At 62.6% G+C, this 12,480-nt stretch carries 14 protein-coding genes and 2 tRNA genes; 8 read left to right on the top strand and 8 right to left on the bottom strand.

Going from position 1 to position 12,480, the window contains the following annotated elements; translation table 11 throughout:
• The first annotated feature begins 42 nt into the window (after nucleotides 1-42).
• The 3 genes from LB566_RS01955 to hdaA are packed head-to-tail and all read left to right on the top strand — an operon-like array spanning nucleotide 43 to nucleotide 2,498.
• Nucleotides 43-600 carry a CDP-alcohol phosphatidyltransferase family protein gene (locus LB566_RS01955; protein WP_224623619.1) on the top strand — a complete coding sequence of 186 codons (558 nt, stop codon included), beginning with the start codon at nucleotides 43-45 and terminating at the stop codon, nucleotides 598-600.
• On the top strand, nucleotides 572-1,759 hold the full coding sequence (locus tag LB566_RS01950) for an AI-2E family transporter (protein WP_224622762.1): 1,188 nt from the start codon (nucleotides 572-574) through the stop codon (nucleotides 1,757-1,759). The genes LB566_RS01955 and LB566_RS01950 overlap by 29 nt, the downstream gene beginning before the upstream one ends.
• Before the next feature lie 34 nt (nucleotides 1,760-1,793).
• Nucleotides 1,794-2,498: a DnaA regulatory inactivator HdaA gene (hdaA, locus tag LB566_RS01945; protein ID WP_224622760.1), complete on the top strand. Its 705-nt coding sequence runs from the start codon at nucleotides 1,794-1,796 to the stop codon at nucleotides 2,496-2,498.
• A gap of 396 nt (nucleotides 2,499-2,894) precedes the next feature.
• Here the strand turns inward: hdaA and LB566_RS01940 are convergent, their stop codons facing one another.
• From LB566_RS01940 to LB566_RS01925, 4 genes are all read right to left on the bottom strand, one after another.
• The gene (locus LB566_RS01940; protein ID WP_263497949.1) at nucleotides 2,895-3,905 is read right to left on the bottom strand and encodes an ABC transporter substrate-binding protein; all 1,011 of its coding nucleotides are present in this window, start codon (nucleotides 3,903-3,905) and stop codon (nucleotides 2,895-2,897) included.
• A 27-nt stretch (nucleotides 3,906-3,932) separates the two neighbouring features.
• Nucleotides 3,933-4,721: an ABC transporter permease gene (locus LB566_RS01935; RefSeq protein WP_140549235.1), complete on the bottom strand. Its 789-nt coding sequence runs from the start codon at nucleotides 4,719-4,721 to the stop codon at nucleotides 3,933-3,935.
• Nucleotides 4,721-5,587 carry an ABC transporter ATP-binding protein gene (locus LB566_RS01930; protein ID WP_224622758.1) on the bottom strand — a complete coding sequence of 289 codons (867 nt, stop codon included), beginning with the start codon at nucleotides 5,585-5,587 and terminating at the stop codon, nucleotides 4,721-4,723. The genes LB566_RS01935 and LB566_RS01930 overlap by 1 nt, the downstream gene beginning before the upstream one ends.
• 305 nt (nucleotides 5,588-5,892) lie before the next feature.
• A tRNA-Pro gene (locus tag LB566_RS01925) sits at nucleotides 5,893-5,969 on the bottom strand.
• 141 nt (nucleotides 5,970-6,110) lie between these two features.
• Here LB566_RS01925 and LB566_RS01920 point away from each other — a divergent pair.
• The 5 genes from LB566_RS01920 to LB566_RS01900 all read left to right on the top strand — a co-directional run bounded on the left by LB566_RS01920 (nucleotide 6,111) and on the right by LB566_RS01900 (nucleotide 9,414).
• Nucleotides 6,111-6,416, top strand: coding sequence for an ETC complex I subunit (locus tag LB566_RS01920; protein WP_140494338.1), 306 nt, complete (start codon nucleotides 6,111-6,113; stop codon nucleotides 6,414-6,416).
• A 58-nt stretch (nucleotides 6,417-6,474) separates the two neighbouring features.
• Nucleotides 6,475-6,551: transfer RNA gene (locus tag LB566_RS01915), tRNA-Arg, on the top strand.
• Nucleotides 6,552-6,840: 289 nt separating this feature from the next.
• A complete protein-coding gene (locus tag LB566_RS01910; RefSeq protein ID WP_140549395.1) occupies nucleotides 6,841-7,065 on the top strand; it encodes a hypothetical protein in 225 nt (74 codons plus the stop codon).
• Between the two features lie 186 nt (nucleotides 7,066-7,251).
• Entirely contained in the window at nucleotides 7,252-8,040 is a 789-nt protein-coding gene (locus LB566_RS01905) for a GGDEF domain-containing protein (RefSeq protein ID WP_140549233.1), read from the top strand.
• A gap of 153 nt (nucleotides 8,041-8,193) precedes the next feature.
• Nucleotides 8,194-9,414: an anion transporter gene (locus LB566_RS01900; RefSeq protein WP_224622756.1), complete on the top strand. Its 1,221-nt coding sequence runs from the start codon at nucleotides 8,194-8,196 to the stop codon at nucleotides 9,412-9,414.
• A gap of 98 nt (nucleotides 9,415-9,512) precedes the next feature.
• Here LB566_RS01900 and LB566_RS01895 read toward each other — a convergent pair whose 3' ends face one another.
• The 4 genes from LB566_RS01895 to LB566_RS01880 form a co-directional block, all read right to left on the bottom strand.
• On the bottom strand, nucleotides 9,513-9,833 hold the full coding sequence (locus LB566_RS01895) for a cupredoxin family copper-binding protein (RefSeq protein ID WP_140549231.1): 321 nt from the start codon (nucleotides 9,831-9,833) through the stop codon (nucleotides 9,513-9,515).
• The gene (locus LB566_RS01890) at nucleotides 9,830-10,354 is read right to left on the bottom strand and encodes a DUF4142 domain-containing protein (protein ID WP_140549230.1); all 525 of its coding nucleotides are present in this window, start codon (nucleotides 10,352-10,354) and stop codon (nucleotides 9,830-9,832) included. The genes LB566_RS01895 and LB566_RS01890 overlap by 4 nt, the downstream gene beginning before the upstream one ends.
• A 115-nt stretch (nucleotides 10,355-10,469) precedes the next feature.
• Nucleotides 10,470-11,138 carry an RNA polymerase sigma factor gene (locus tag LB566_RS01885; RefSeq protein ID WP_224622754.1) on the bottom strand — a complete coding sequence of 223 codons (669 nt, stop codon included), beginning with the start codon at nucleotides 11,136-11,138 and terminating at the stop codon, nucleotides 10,470-10,472.
• A gap of 89 nt (nucleotides 11,139-11,227) precedes the next feature.
• Nucleotides 11,228-12,316 (bottom strand): HPP family protein, encoded by a 1,089-nt coding sequence (locus LB566_RS01880; RefSeq protein WP_224622752.1) that lies wholly within the window; start codon nucleotides 12,314-12,316, stop codon nucleotides 11,228-11,230.
• Between the last annotated feature and the right edge of the window lie 164 nt (nucleotides 12,317-12,480).

The following is a 12,480-nucleotide window of genomic DNA, read 5'->3' as shown; positions in this document are numbered from 1 at the left end:
CTCCATCATCTATCGTTCAGACAGAAGCGACGGGACATGCGCTTGACCATCCCCAACCTGATCACAATCATGCGCCTTGTCCTGGTGCCTGCCGTGGTGCTGGCCATGTTTCAGGCGCGCTGGGATTGGGCCTTTGCCGGGTTCCTCGTTGCCGGCATCTCCGACGGCATCGACGGCTTCATCGCCCGCCGGTTCAACCAGCATTCCAAGCTCGGCGCCTATCTCGATCCGGTGGCCGACAAGCTGCTCCTGGTTTCCGTGTTCGTCGTCCTTGGCTTCATCGGGCAATTGCCGCTGTGGCTGGTCGTCACCATGGTATCGCGCGACGCGCTGATCATTTGTGCGGTGCTGTTGTCCACCGTGATGGCCCACCCCGTCGAGATGAAGCCGCTCCTCGTCTCCAAGGTCAACACCGCCATCCAGATTGTACTGGCGGCGCTGGTGCTGGGTGAGCTGGCTTTTTCGATCCATCTCGATCCACTTCGTCCCGCCCTCATAATGCTGTCCGGGGTCTTGACCGTGGCTTCGGCCGCAGCCTATCTCGTGGCTTGGCTGAGGCATATGAGCGGCTATGGCGAAGGCTCCACCCCGGGCACCTGACAAAGAAGTTGCGGCGAGCGCGCCGGCGGCAGCCGGTGATGATCCATCCGCCGGATTCCGCCGGCAGATCTTCTTCTGGCTGGCCGGCGTCGCCGCGCTCGCGCTTTTCCTTTATGTTTTCAGCGCCATCCTCTTGCCCTTCGTGGCCGGCATGGTGCTCGCCTATTTCCTCGATCCCGTGGCCGACCGGCTGCAGCGGCTCGGCCTCAGCCGTTTCATGGCAACGGTAGTCATCCTCATCACCTTCCTCGTCGTGCTGGTGCTGGCCTTCGTCATCCTCATCCCGGTGCTGGCGACGCAGATGGCCGATTTTGCCGGCAAATTGCCTGAGTACCTGACCCGGCTGCAGAGCCTGATCACCTCGTTCGATCCGAAATGGCTGGAACAGAAATTCGGCGTCAACGCCAATGGCCTGCGCGACGGATTGAACTCACTGCTGACATCCGGCTTCGGTCTGCTGACGACCGTGTTCACCTCGATATGGAGTTCGGGCGTGGCGCTGGTCTCGGTGGTCAGCCTCTTCGTGGTGACGCCGGTGGTCGCCTTCTACATGCTGCTCGACTGGGACCGCATGGTGGCGGTGATCGACAGCTGGGTGCCGCGCGACAATGTCGCCACCGTGCGCGCCATCGCCAGGGACGTCAACACGGCAACGGCCGGCTTCGTGCGCGGGCAGGGCACGCTGTGCCTGGTGCTGGGCGGCATGTATGCCACCGGCCTGACGCTAACCGGTCTCAATTTCGGCATCCTCATCGGCCTGTTCGCCGGGCTGATCTCCTTCATACCCTATGTAGGCTCGCTGACCGGGCTGGTGCTGGCCGTTGGCGTTGCCTTCGTCCAGTTCTGGCCGGACTGGACCATGATCGTCGCGGTCGCGGTGGTGTTCTTCATCGGCCAGTTCGTCGAGGGCAATATCTTGCAGCCGCGGCTGGTGGGCAAAAGCGTCGGCCTGCATCCGGTGTGGCTGATGTTCGCGCTGTTCGCCTTCGGCGCGCTGTTTGGCTTCGTCGGCCTGCTGATTGCGGTGCCTGCATCGGCCGCGGTCGCGGTGCTGGTGCGCTTTGCCATTGCGCGTTATCTGGAATCGCCGCTCTACAAGGGTCACGGCAAGGCCGTGCCGCCATTGCCGGCCGATCGTCGCAAAGGCATCAATCCATGATCCGGCCTGGCCGGGTCGCGCGGCTGAGCCTGGCATGAGCGACCAGAGGGCCGACCCGCCGCGCCAGCTGCCGCTCGATCTCGGCCATGGCACCGGCTATTCGCGAGACGAACTCGTCGTCTCCGGCACCAACAGCCAGGCAGTGGCGCTGGTCGACCGCTGGCCGGAATGGCCCTCGCCGGTTGTCGTGCTGGCCGGCCCGGCCGGCTCCGGCAAGACCCATCTGGCCTCGATCTGGCGGGCGCGGGCGGATGCCGTTCAGGTCGAGGCGCGCCGCGTCGGTGACAGCATCGCAAATCTCGGCGCCCGGCCGGCGCTGATCGACGATGTCGATACCGGCACCGTCGACCAGCAGGGTTTGTTTCATCTGATCAATGCGGTGCGCGGCAGCGGCTCGCACTTGCTTTTGACAGCGCGCCGCTTTCCCTCGGCCTGGGGCGTCACGCTGCCGGATCTGGCGTCGCGGCTGAAGGCTGCGGCAACCGTCGAGATCCACGAACCCGACGATCTCCTGCTGGCAGGTGTCATCACCAAGCTGTTCGCCGACCGCCAGGTCGAGGTCGAGCCGCATGTCGTGCAATATCTGGTGCGCCGCATCGAGCGGTCCCTGGCGACGGCCATGCGCGTGGTGGAGCGGCTGGACCGCGCCGCGCTCGAACGCAAGACGCCGATCACCCGGGCGCTGGCGGCTGAAACCGTCAGCGCCATGGACGAGGGGCAGGGCGAGTTCGAGGTCTAGCGCGCGATGGTCGCCGGCCAGCAAACGGTGGTTCCATGTCCCTTTAGCCGTCCCATTTCGGGAAACAAAAGCTGGCACCGATCTTGCGATATAAGCTTGCCGGCTGACCCCGGTCCTGATTGCGTTCCAAATCAGGTTGTAGGCTCGCCGGGAGTGGGGCGGTTGGGGTTCTCGCCCGGCGAGCTTGCCTTCATGTGACTTCAGTCACCCTCACTATTGCCGCGCGTTCGGTTTGCCTGCGCAAATGCCAAGCTGCGTGAGAGAAGAACGGGTATTAGTCAATTGGCGGTTACCCAAAACGGCGACGAGGCCACCGAGTCGCTGAAATGCCGGCGCTCGGTGAACTCCGTGGCTAAGGCGAACGAGCCATATGCCCGCTGCTTGGCGTTGATCTCGTCAGTTGGCCTTCTTCGCCTTGTTCACATAGTCGTTCGTGTACGTCTGCGTGATGTCGATCTTGGCGTTGGCCACATCGGGCGAACCGAGAGAGAAAACGTCGAGCACGGCCTGCGCGCCTTTTGGATCCATGAGCCCAGTGGTCGAATACATGGGGATCGCATTTTTCAAGGCGGCCAGGTAGGCGTCCTTGTCGCTGCCGATCAGATTGTCGGGGATCTGGGCCATGATCTCTTCGGCGCTGTGGGAGTGAATGTAATCCAGCGTGGCAAGCATGGCGTTGGTCAATCCCTGCGTTGCCTGGGGATGCGCGGCCATCCATTCCGGCCGGGTGTAAAGCGCTCCGCCGGGATAGTCGCCTCCGAATACCGCCTCCGTATCCTTCTGGGTGCGCGTGTCCGCCAGGATGGTCAGGTCCTTATGCCTGGCCTGAAGCACGGTGACGGCCGGATCGAGCGTCACCACGGCGTCGATCTGCCCTTGCTCCATGGCGGCGACGGCGGTAGCGCCCAGCCCAACGCCGATCACGGCGGCGGATGTCGGATCGATGCCGTTCCTCTGCAGAAGGAACTTCAGGAAGAAGTCGGTCGAGGAACCGGGAGCGGTCACGCCGACCTTTTTGCCAGCAAGGTCCTTCACTGACTTGATCTTGCCGGTCTGGCCCGGCGCCACCACCAGCACCAGTCCAGGGAACTGGTCGTAAACGACGAAGGATTGCAGGCGCTGGTTCTTGGCGGCCAATTTCACCGTGTGATCGAAATAGCCGGACACGACATCCGCGCTGCCGCCCAATACTGCGGTCAGCGATTGAGAACCGCCCTTGAAATCGACGAGGTCTGCATCGATGCCGGCTTTTTCGTAGGCGCCGATCTGTTTGGCGAGCACGGTCGGCATGTAGCAGAGGCATGACGCTCCGCCGATCGAAATGGTGACCTTTTCGGCAGCGCCTGCGCTTGTGGCCGCCGCAAGCAATACGACGGCGGCGCCCGCCAGTTTCGAAATGATCCTCATGATCTCCTCCTTGAGCTGGATTGGGCCCTATCGGCCTGGTTTCGAGAATTCAGGCCGCCAGACAAGCAGCCTTTTTTCGACCAGCGTGACGATCCAGTCGATCAAGAGCACAAAAGCGGCGAGGACGAACATTCCGGCAAAGACGCCCGCCACGTCGAACACGCCTTCGGCTTGCTGTATCAGATAGCCCAGTCCGCCGGCGGCACCGAGATATTCGCCGACCACGGCGCCGACCACGGCAAATCCGACGGAGATATGGAGCGATGAAAACACCCAGGACAATGCCGATGGCATATAGACGTGGCGCAGCAATTGCCGCTCGTTCATGCCGAGCATTCGAGCATTGGCCAGCACCGTCGTGTTCACCTCCTTTACGCCCTGGTAGACATTGAAGAAGACGATGAAGAAAACCAGCGTCACGCCCAAGGCAACCTTGGACCAGATGCCGAGACCAAACCAAAGCGTGAAGATCGGCGCCAGCACGACGCGGGGAAGCGCATTGGCCGCCTTCACATAGGGATCGAAGACGGCCGCAAGTGTCGGCTTGCGGGCAAACCAGAAGCCGATCGCGATCGCTGCCAGCGAGCCGATGGCGAAGGCCAGCATGGACTCCCACAGAGTGATCCACAGATGATGCCAGATCGTCCCGGTGGCAAACCACTTCCATATCTGGCCTGCCACCGCCAACGGGGTCGAGAAGAAGAAGGAAATGTTGTTCGGATCGCCGATCAGGTGCGTCGTTGACGCTGCCTGCCAGAGCGCGATGACGATGACGGCCACGGTTAGCTGTGCGAAAAACAGAGTCGTCCTTTTCATCAGATCGCTCCTTCTTCAATCTCGCCGTAAGCCTTGAGCACTTCCTTCTTCAGCATGTGCCAGATGTCGCGATGCAATTCCTGGAAGCGCGGTTCCAGCCTGATTTCCGAAATATCGCGTGGACGCGCCAGCGGGATTGGAAAGTCGCCGATGATGCGTGCGGAGGGACCGGCCGACATCACCACCACACGATCAGCCAGCGCGATCGCTTCCTCGAGGTCGTGGGTGACGAACATCACCGCCTTGCGGTCATCCGACCACAGCTTGAGCAGAAGGCCGCCCATGATCAGCCGCGTCTGTGCGTCGAGCGGTCCGAAGGGTTCGTCCATGAGGATGATCTTGGGGTCGCGGATGAGCACCTGCGCAAGAGCAACGCGCTTTTTCTGGCCGCCTGAAAGCATGTGAGGGTAGCGCTCGCAGAAAGCAGCCAGGCCGACGCGTCCGAGCCATGCTCGCGCGCGCTCCTTTGCCTCGGAAGAGGGCACGCCTGCCACTTCCAGCCCGATGGCCACATTGTCCAGAGCGGTCTTCCAGGGCATCAATGCATCCTGCTGGAAGAGGTAGCCAGCCTGTCTGTTGAGACCGCGAAGCGGGGCGCCGAACACACGGACGCTGCCTGCCGAAGGCACGAGAAGCCCTGCGCCGGCATTCAGCAGCGTTGACTTGCCGCAGCCCGTCGGACCAATGATCGCCACGAATTCCTGGTCGCCGACTTTCAGATCGGCGCGGGCGACCGCCTGGAAGCTACGCCCAGCCGCCAATGCGAAATCTATGGTCACTCCATCGAGATCGACGGCGATGCCGGGTCCGGCTGGCGGCTGCCTGAATTTTGTCTCCGTGCCGCCCGTGGCGGTTTCCGTCGTCATGCTGAATGCCGCCCTGCGCCGAGACGGGTGGGTGTCCAACTGTCGCTCATGGTTCCTCCGTGAGGCTTTAGCGGAGACCGTCGATGTCCGATGGTCATCTGTCGCCCCACACAGTGTCGTGTTCCGGCTCACAATAGTCGATGCGGTGGAGCAGGCAACTTTGCCGTCCGTGGCTTTTCTTGCGACCGTGACATGCAGCAGCAAAGACCACTGGGCGCGCGGAGATTGCCGACAGCCCCATTCTGCACCCGACACATTGCCATTCGCAGGCGCCAACGGCCCTCGATTGCCTTTTCTGTGTGAGGTGGTCGGAGTGGAGAGATTCGAACTCCCGACCCTCTGGTCCCAAACCAGATGCGCTACCAGGCTGCGCTACACTCCGAACGGTCTGTTGCCTATTCATTTCAGTGTTGCATGGCAAGTGCAAAAACCTGCAAGTGCAAAAACCTTGCCGCCGTCGGCATTGCGCAGTAATGACGGGCGAAGAGGCGGCCATGCTGCCTTGCACAGCAACGAGGTGGTCATGTCCGCGCGCATTTTCAGTCCAGCCAAAACCGCGATGCAGTCCGGCACGGCCAAGACCGGCCACTGGGTGCTGGAATTCGATCCCGAGATGCGCAAGAAGATCGACCCGCTGATGGGCTACACCACTTCCGGCGACATGAGGAGCCAGATCAAGCTGACCTTCGACACGCGCGAAGAGGCCGTGGCCTATGCCGAGAAGGAAGGGCTCGCCTACCGCGTCGAGGAGCCGAAAGAGCCCAAGCGCCGCCAGATTTCCTATGCGGAAAATTTCCGCTATGACCGTAGGACGCCCTGGACGCATTGACCGGCAAAGCCCGGGCGGGCGCCAGCGCAGACATCTTACCGGCTCCGAGCCGGCCAGCGGTCCCGTAGCTCAGCTGGATAGAGCACCGGCCTTCTAAGCCGATGGTCACAGGTTCGAATCCTGTCGGGATCGCCAATACTTTCAATGGCTTAGCTGCTCCGGAGGGGAAAAGTTCCAACGTGGGCAGGAACCCGGTTGGACCTTTTCATCCCTTTTCGTCTGAACGAATGCGCTTGCAGCCGAGTCGGCGGGATCCCCGCCGCCGCCGCGCCCTTTCCGTATTATTTCGTGACCTTGTCGCGCGGGAACCTTCGCAAGGATCAGGCGTTCGGGGCCTTGTATTCGCGGCGTCTCATAAACATAAGCATGCGGGCTGCGAATGGCGGGCAAACAAATATGGGTTGGGGAAGGAGAGAACGCCGTCATGTCGAAACGTGAAATTGGAACGTCGCCCGCCTTGGGGCGACGTATCGCCGAGCTCAAGGCCAAGATGCAAACCGCCCGGATTTCCGACCATGAGATGAAGGCCTTCCACAAGGTTGCCGCCATCATGGGGGCCGGCGAAGGCTCTCTAGGCCTGGATGCCGACGATCTGATCGCGGCATCCTTTGTTGCAGAGACGCTGGGCGAATCGGCGCCCAACGGCTGACGGCAGGACCCTCCTGTCGTAGGTCCGGATCGATCATCCGGACAAATCTTCCAAACGCAGGCCGGAGGCGGCCGCCGGTCCGGCGGCCGTGGTCCTGCGACTTCCGCTGTCGAATTGAAGGGAAAGTCTTATCCTTTTGTTTGCGTTAGCGCGTCATAGTAGACGCGGCTAACGGAGTACAAGGGAATGAAGCTCGACCTGTCGCCGACGAGTTGGGGCAGGGTGATCGCCGTCACCGCCGCCGGCACGGCCTTCTTCATTGGCGTGGCGTTTTTCGTTGATTCGTTCAATTTCCCCTATCTTTCGCCCGAGGCTGTGTGGCGGGCACAGCTGACCGACATTCTGTTGCCGCTGGTGCTAGGTGGATCGTTTCTCTTCTTCCTGATGTGGAAGATACGCCAGTTGGCCATTGCCCAGCGTGACCTCAGCGTCGTTGCCGCCACGGACAGCCTGACGGCGGTGCTCAACCGTGGCGCTTTCTCCATGCTTGTCGAAGCCTATCTCGAACAGGTCCGCAAACAGGCGTCGGCCAATTCCGGTGCGCTGCTGATCATCGACGCCGATCACTTCAAATCGATCAACGATCGGCTTGGGCATGACTGCGGCGACCAGGCGCTCAAACTGATCGCGCAGACGATCAAGGATCAGCTCCGCGGCACCGACATCGTCGGCCGCATCGGCGGCGAGGAATTCGGCGTGTTTCTTCCCGGCGTCGATCCCTCGCAATCCTGGCTGGTTGCCGAAAGCATCCGCCGGCGAATTCGTGAGGTGGAATTTTCGCCGGGCGGCCGGTCCTGTCCGCTTTCCGTCAGCATTGGCGGCACCGCCTTTAACGGCCCGACCACCTATGAGGAGATATTCTCGGCAGCCGACAGACGGCTCTATGCCGCCAAATCAAATGGACGCGACCAGGTCAGTTTCGATCCGATGGTTTCTCAGCAAACGCCGCCAGCCGCGACAATCACGGTTCACTGAGGCGGATCCGGCCAGCCACCGGCGCCGGGGGCGCGTTGCTGGGGATTTCTGCAGCCATCACGCAGAAGGTATTTTCGCTTTGCGCGCCGCCCGCTAAAGGTGGTGGCCACAGCTCCGGCCGGGGCTGAATGCATCGGGCAGGGCCTTCTTCGCATGACATTGATGGGCACGGCGGCACTGCTGATCCTGGTCCTGACCTATGCCGGCGTCGCTGTCGGCCGCATACCAGGCCTGCGTCTCGACCGGGCGGGCATCGCACTGCTCGGCGGGGCCGCGATGATAGCCATCGGCGCGATCAGCATGGAGGACGCCTATCGCGCCATCAATTTCGACACCATCACGCTTTTGCTCGGCATGATGATCGTGGTGGCGCATCTGAAGGTCTCGGGCGCCTTTCGCGGCCTTGGCGCCATTGCGATCGAGCACGCGCATGCGCCGTTGATGCTTTTGGTTATGGTGACGCTGCTGACCGGCCTGCTGTCGGCTTTCCTGGTCAATGATGCCATCTGTCTTGTCATGGCGCCGATCGTCGTTCACGTCACCCGCGCCATCAAGCGCAATCCGGTTCCTTACCTCATCGCGACCGCCACCGCGTCGAATTGCGGCAGTGTCGCCACCATCACCGGCAATCCGCAAAACATGGTCATCGGCGCGCTGTCGGGCATTTCCTATCCGGCCTTTTCAGCGGCTTTGGCTCCGGTTGCGCTGTTCGGTCTCGTCGCGGTCATCGCCATTGTTCGCATCGTCTACCGGGCCGAATTCACGCGCAACGGCGAATTGACGCCGCAGGTCTTGCGCGGCCGCATGCATCGCCGCCAGGTGCTGAAAGCGGTGGTGGTTTGCATCGGACTGGCCGTGGCCTTCTTCGCCGGTGTGCCTGTCGCCAAGGCGGCGCTCATCGGCGGCGCCATCCTCCTGCTCACCCGCGCCATCAAACCAGAGCGCATCTATCGCGAGATCGACGGGCCATTGCTATTCATGTTCGCCGGCCTGTTCATCGTGGTTGCCGGCGCCGAAAGGACTCTGCTGACACCGGACATCGTTGCCTCGGCCAAGAACCTCGGGCTGGACGACGTCTGGCGCCTGTCCGGCTTCACCGCCTTGCTCTCCAATGTAATGAGCAACGTGCCGGCCGTGCTGGCGCTGCGCCCCTTCATCCCCGGCCTGGAAAACCCCGAGCGCGCCTGGCTGGTCGTCGCCATGAGCTCGACGCTGGCCGGCAATTTCACGCTCCTGGGTTCGGTCGCCAACCTGATCGTTGCCGAGCAGGCGCGCGCGGCCGGCACGTCGCTGTCGTTCGGCGCTTTCTTCAAAGTCGGCCTGCCATTGACGCTGCTGACGCTGGCGGCCGGCACGGCATGGCTGGCGCTCTGATCCCGCGACTGTTCCGTGCTCAATTGCTCCGGAGTGACGGTGCTCCGGAGTGACGGGGCTTGGTTTTTGCCGCCAAGTCCCGCCACTGGCCTAGATTTTCAGGGCGCCACTACCAATCGGCCTTTCATGTTGGGATGGAAGCGGCAGAAATAATCAACCGCTCCCGCTGTCTTGAGGGTCAGTTTTCCCTTCGCCTTCGGCGGGATCATCACCTCCCAGCCGCCCTTCACCGTGGCCGTGTGGGCGAATGCGTCCTTGTTGACCCACTCGATCGTATCGCCAACCTTGGCCTCGATATTTACCGGCGAGAAGACGAGTTTGTCGATCGTCACCTCGATGGTCGCGGCCGGCGCCGGGCCGGCGGCAAGCACCAGCGCCAGCCCGGCAAGGAGCGGTCGGATCAGCGCGGCCGCTTTCATTTCAACATGCCGGCGACATGTTCGGCATGCTGCTCATGCCCCTGGAAGATCTTGAGGCCGGTTTCGAGCAGGCTCTTCAGCTCGGCATTGCTGGCTGACGGAATGAGCAGGGTTTCGAGCGCTCCATTGACCTGCTTGTGGTAGGCCACCTCGTTTTCGATATAGGCCTTGTCGAAGGCAGCCCCTTTCAGCTTGGCGAGCTTGGCATGTTCCTCTTTCGCCGCCTTGGTCAGCGCCTGGCTGGTGGCATTGTCTTCCGGCTTCACCTTGAGCTTCTTGAGCAGGTCGAGCGCCTGCTTGTTCACCGCTTCGTGGTCGCGCTCCATGTCCTTGGCGAAATCGACAACCTGCTTGTTCTTGGATTTCTTGATTGCCTGCTTGGCCGCCTCGATGTCGATCATGTCGGCGGTGTAGGCGATGTGGGCGATCTGTGGGTCGGTCGGCTTGTCGGCCGCTTGCGCGAATGGGGCAGCGCCAAGCAGCAAGAGGGCGGCAAGCGCTGCGGTGTGTCGGATAAGCATGGCATCTCCTTCCGCCCGACAGCCTGGGCAGCGGGCTTCATCTGGGTTGACATTCATTGGATGAGGATGGCGCCGAAACGTTCCCGACAATCGGCGAAAGATCCGGCCTTGAAAATCACCCCTCGAATCCGAGCCGCTTCATCACGGCCTGCGTCAGCCGCTCGCAGCGCCGGCCGGCGAAAGGGAAGGCGTCGAGCAGCACCGGCCCGATCTCGTCGTCCAGCGCCTTGCGCAGTAAAGCGCGGGCGCGGTGCAGTCTCGTCTTGACGGTCTCTGGCCGCACGCCAAGCAGGTCGGCGGTCTCCTCGATGCTGAGGCCCTCGATGACGCGGGCTACGAAAACCGCGTGATAGGCGTCGGGCAGGCTGTCGGTCGCCCGCTCGACAAGAGCAAGAATCTGCCGCTGCGCCATCGTCCGCTCCGGATCGTCGCTTGGGTTGAGGGGAAACCGGATGATCTGCGCTTCCGGGTTTTCAGACATTGCCACGGTTCGCCGTCCTTTGCGAAGCCGCCCGAGCGCTTCATTGATGACGATGCGCGACAGCCAGGTGGAAAGCGAAGCATCGCCGCGATAGGTGCCGAGATTGGCGAAGGCCCTGACATAGGCCTCCTGCACGATGTCCTCGGCCTCGCTGTCATTGCGTACCATGCCGCGCGCCAGTCGGTAGAGCCGCTGGTTGTTCAGCTTCATGATCTTGCGAAAGGCATCGCTGTCGCGGGCGAGCGCGCGGGCTACGAGCCGCAGCTCGTCCGTCGCGGTTGATGCTGCCGTCAGCGCGGGCATGTGTCCTCCATCGATCCTTGCACGGAAGATTGGATGCAGGTTTCGAAAAAAGGTTCCCGAAAAGTCACGCCAGGCGCTCGCCTGGCGGCCTATGCTAGCACTTTGGCCGGCTCCCTGCCGGTGTTTTGCATACGCGCCGTCGCGGCCAGCAGGTCGGTCTGCGTGATCAGCCCGAGGATGTGGTTTTTATCGTCGACGATGATGACGGCGTGGCTACGCCCATCGGTCAGCACCGGCAGCAGCGCCATGGCGGCCGAGCCGGCAGGCGCGGTTGCAGCCGGCGAAATCACGGTTCCGACCGTCCCGGCCGCCAGCGTCAGTTCCCGCAAGCCCACGGTTCCGGCCAGCCTTGCCTCGGCATCCACCACCGGCAAGGTGCGTATGTTGTGGTCAAGCAGCAATTGGCGCGCAGCTGCGGCTGACGTGTGCTCGTCCACCGAGATGACGTCGCGCGACATGATGTCTTGGCACCGCAACGTCGCATGCTCGCGCACCATGGCCTGCAATTCGACCTGCCGCAGCAGCCGGTCGAGATCCCCCCGGTCGATGTCGAAGGTCTCGTCGAGCGCTCCAAGCGCGGCATCGATGTCCTCGGAGCGAAAACCGACGCGCAATTGCGCCGGCGGATCGATGGTGCCGTGACTGTTTACCGGCGCCGGGGCCGGCACGTGCGGGTAGTTGCGCCGGGCCAGCTTGTGGAAGCCGTAGCCAAGCGCCACCAGCAGCATCGAATTGACCGCCACCGGGACGAAGGGAAACAGGAAGCCGGCGCTGATGACGGCTGGACCGCCGAACACCGCGGTCAATGCCGCCGCACCCCCGGGTGGATGCAGGCAGCGCGTGAACGACATGGCGGCGATCGCCAGGGCCACTGCAATGCCGGTGGCGAGCACAGGCTGGTGGACGAACTGCACCACGATCACGCCGACAAGCGCCGAGATCGTGTTGCCGCCGATGATCGACCAGGGCTGCGCCAGCGGGCTGGCGGGCACAGCGAACAACAGCACCGCCGATGCTCCCATCGGCGCCACCAGCAGCGGCACATGTGGCCCGCTGCCCAGCGTAAGCCCGCTGATCGCGCCAGTCAGCGCAATGCCGATCATCGCGCCGACACAGGCGATGATGCGTTCGCGCAGCGTCGCGCCGGCAAGAATGGGAACAAAGAGGCGGAACGCCATGGGCAGGCTCTTGGTGCGGTGGCTGGGGAATGATTTCCGCTGCCGCAATGAAGCGGAAGCCGGCAATTTGGAAGTCAAACAAATCCGCAAAACTGCGGATGGGGAGAATAATATTGCCGACATGGCCAAGCCGGGGTGCCGCGAGCGGCCCCCGTTTGCTCAAT

This window comes from Mesorhizobium sp. CA13 (genome assembly GCF_020165235.1).
Lineage (GTDB): Bacteria > Pseudomonadota > Alphaproteobacteria > Rhizobiales > Rhizobiaceae > Mesorhizobium.
The sequence above is the reverse complement of the archived record's forward strand: the minus strand, read 5'-3'. Positions and strand labels throughout refer to the sequence as shown.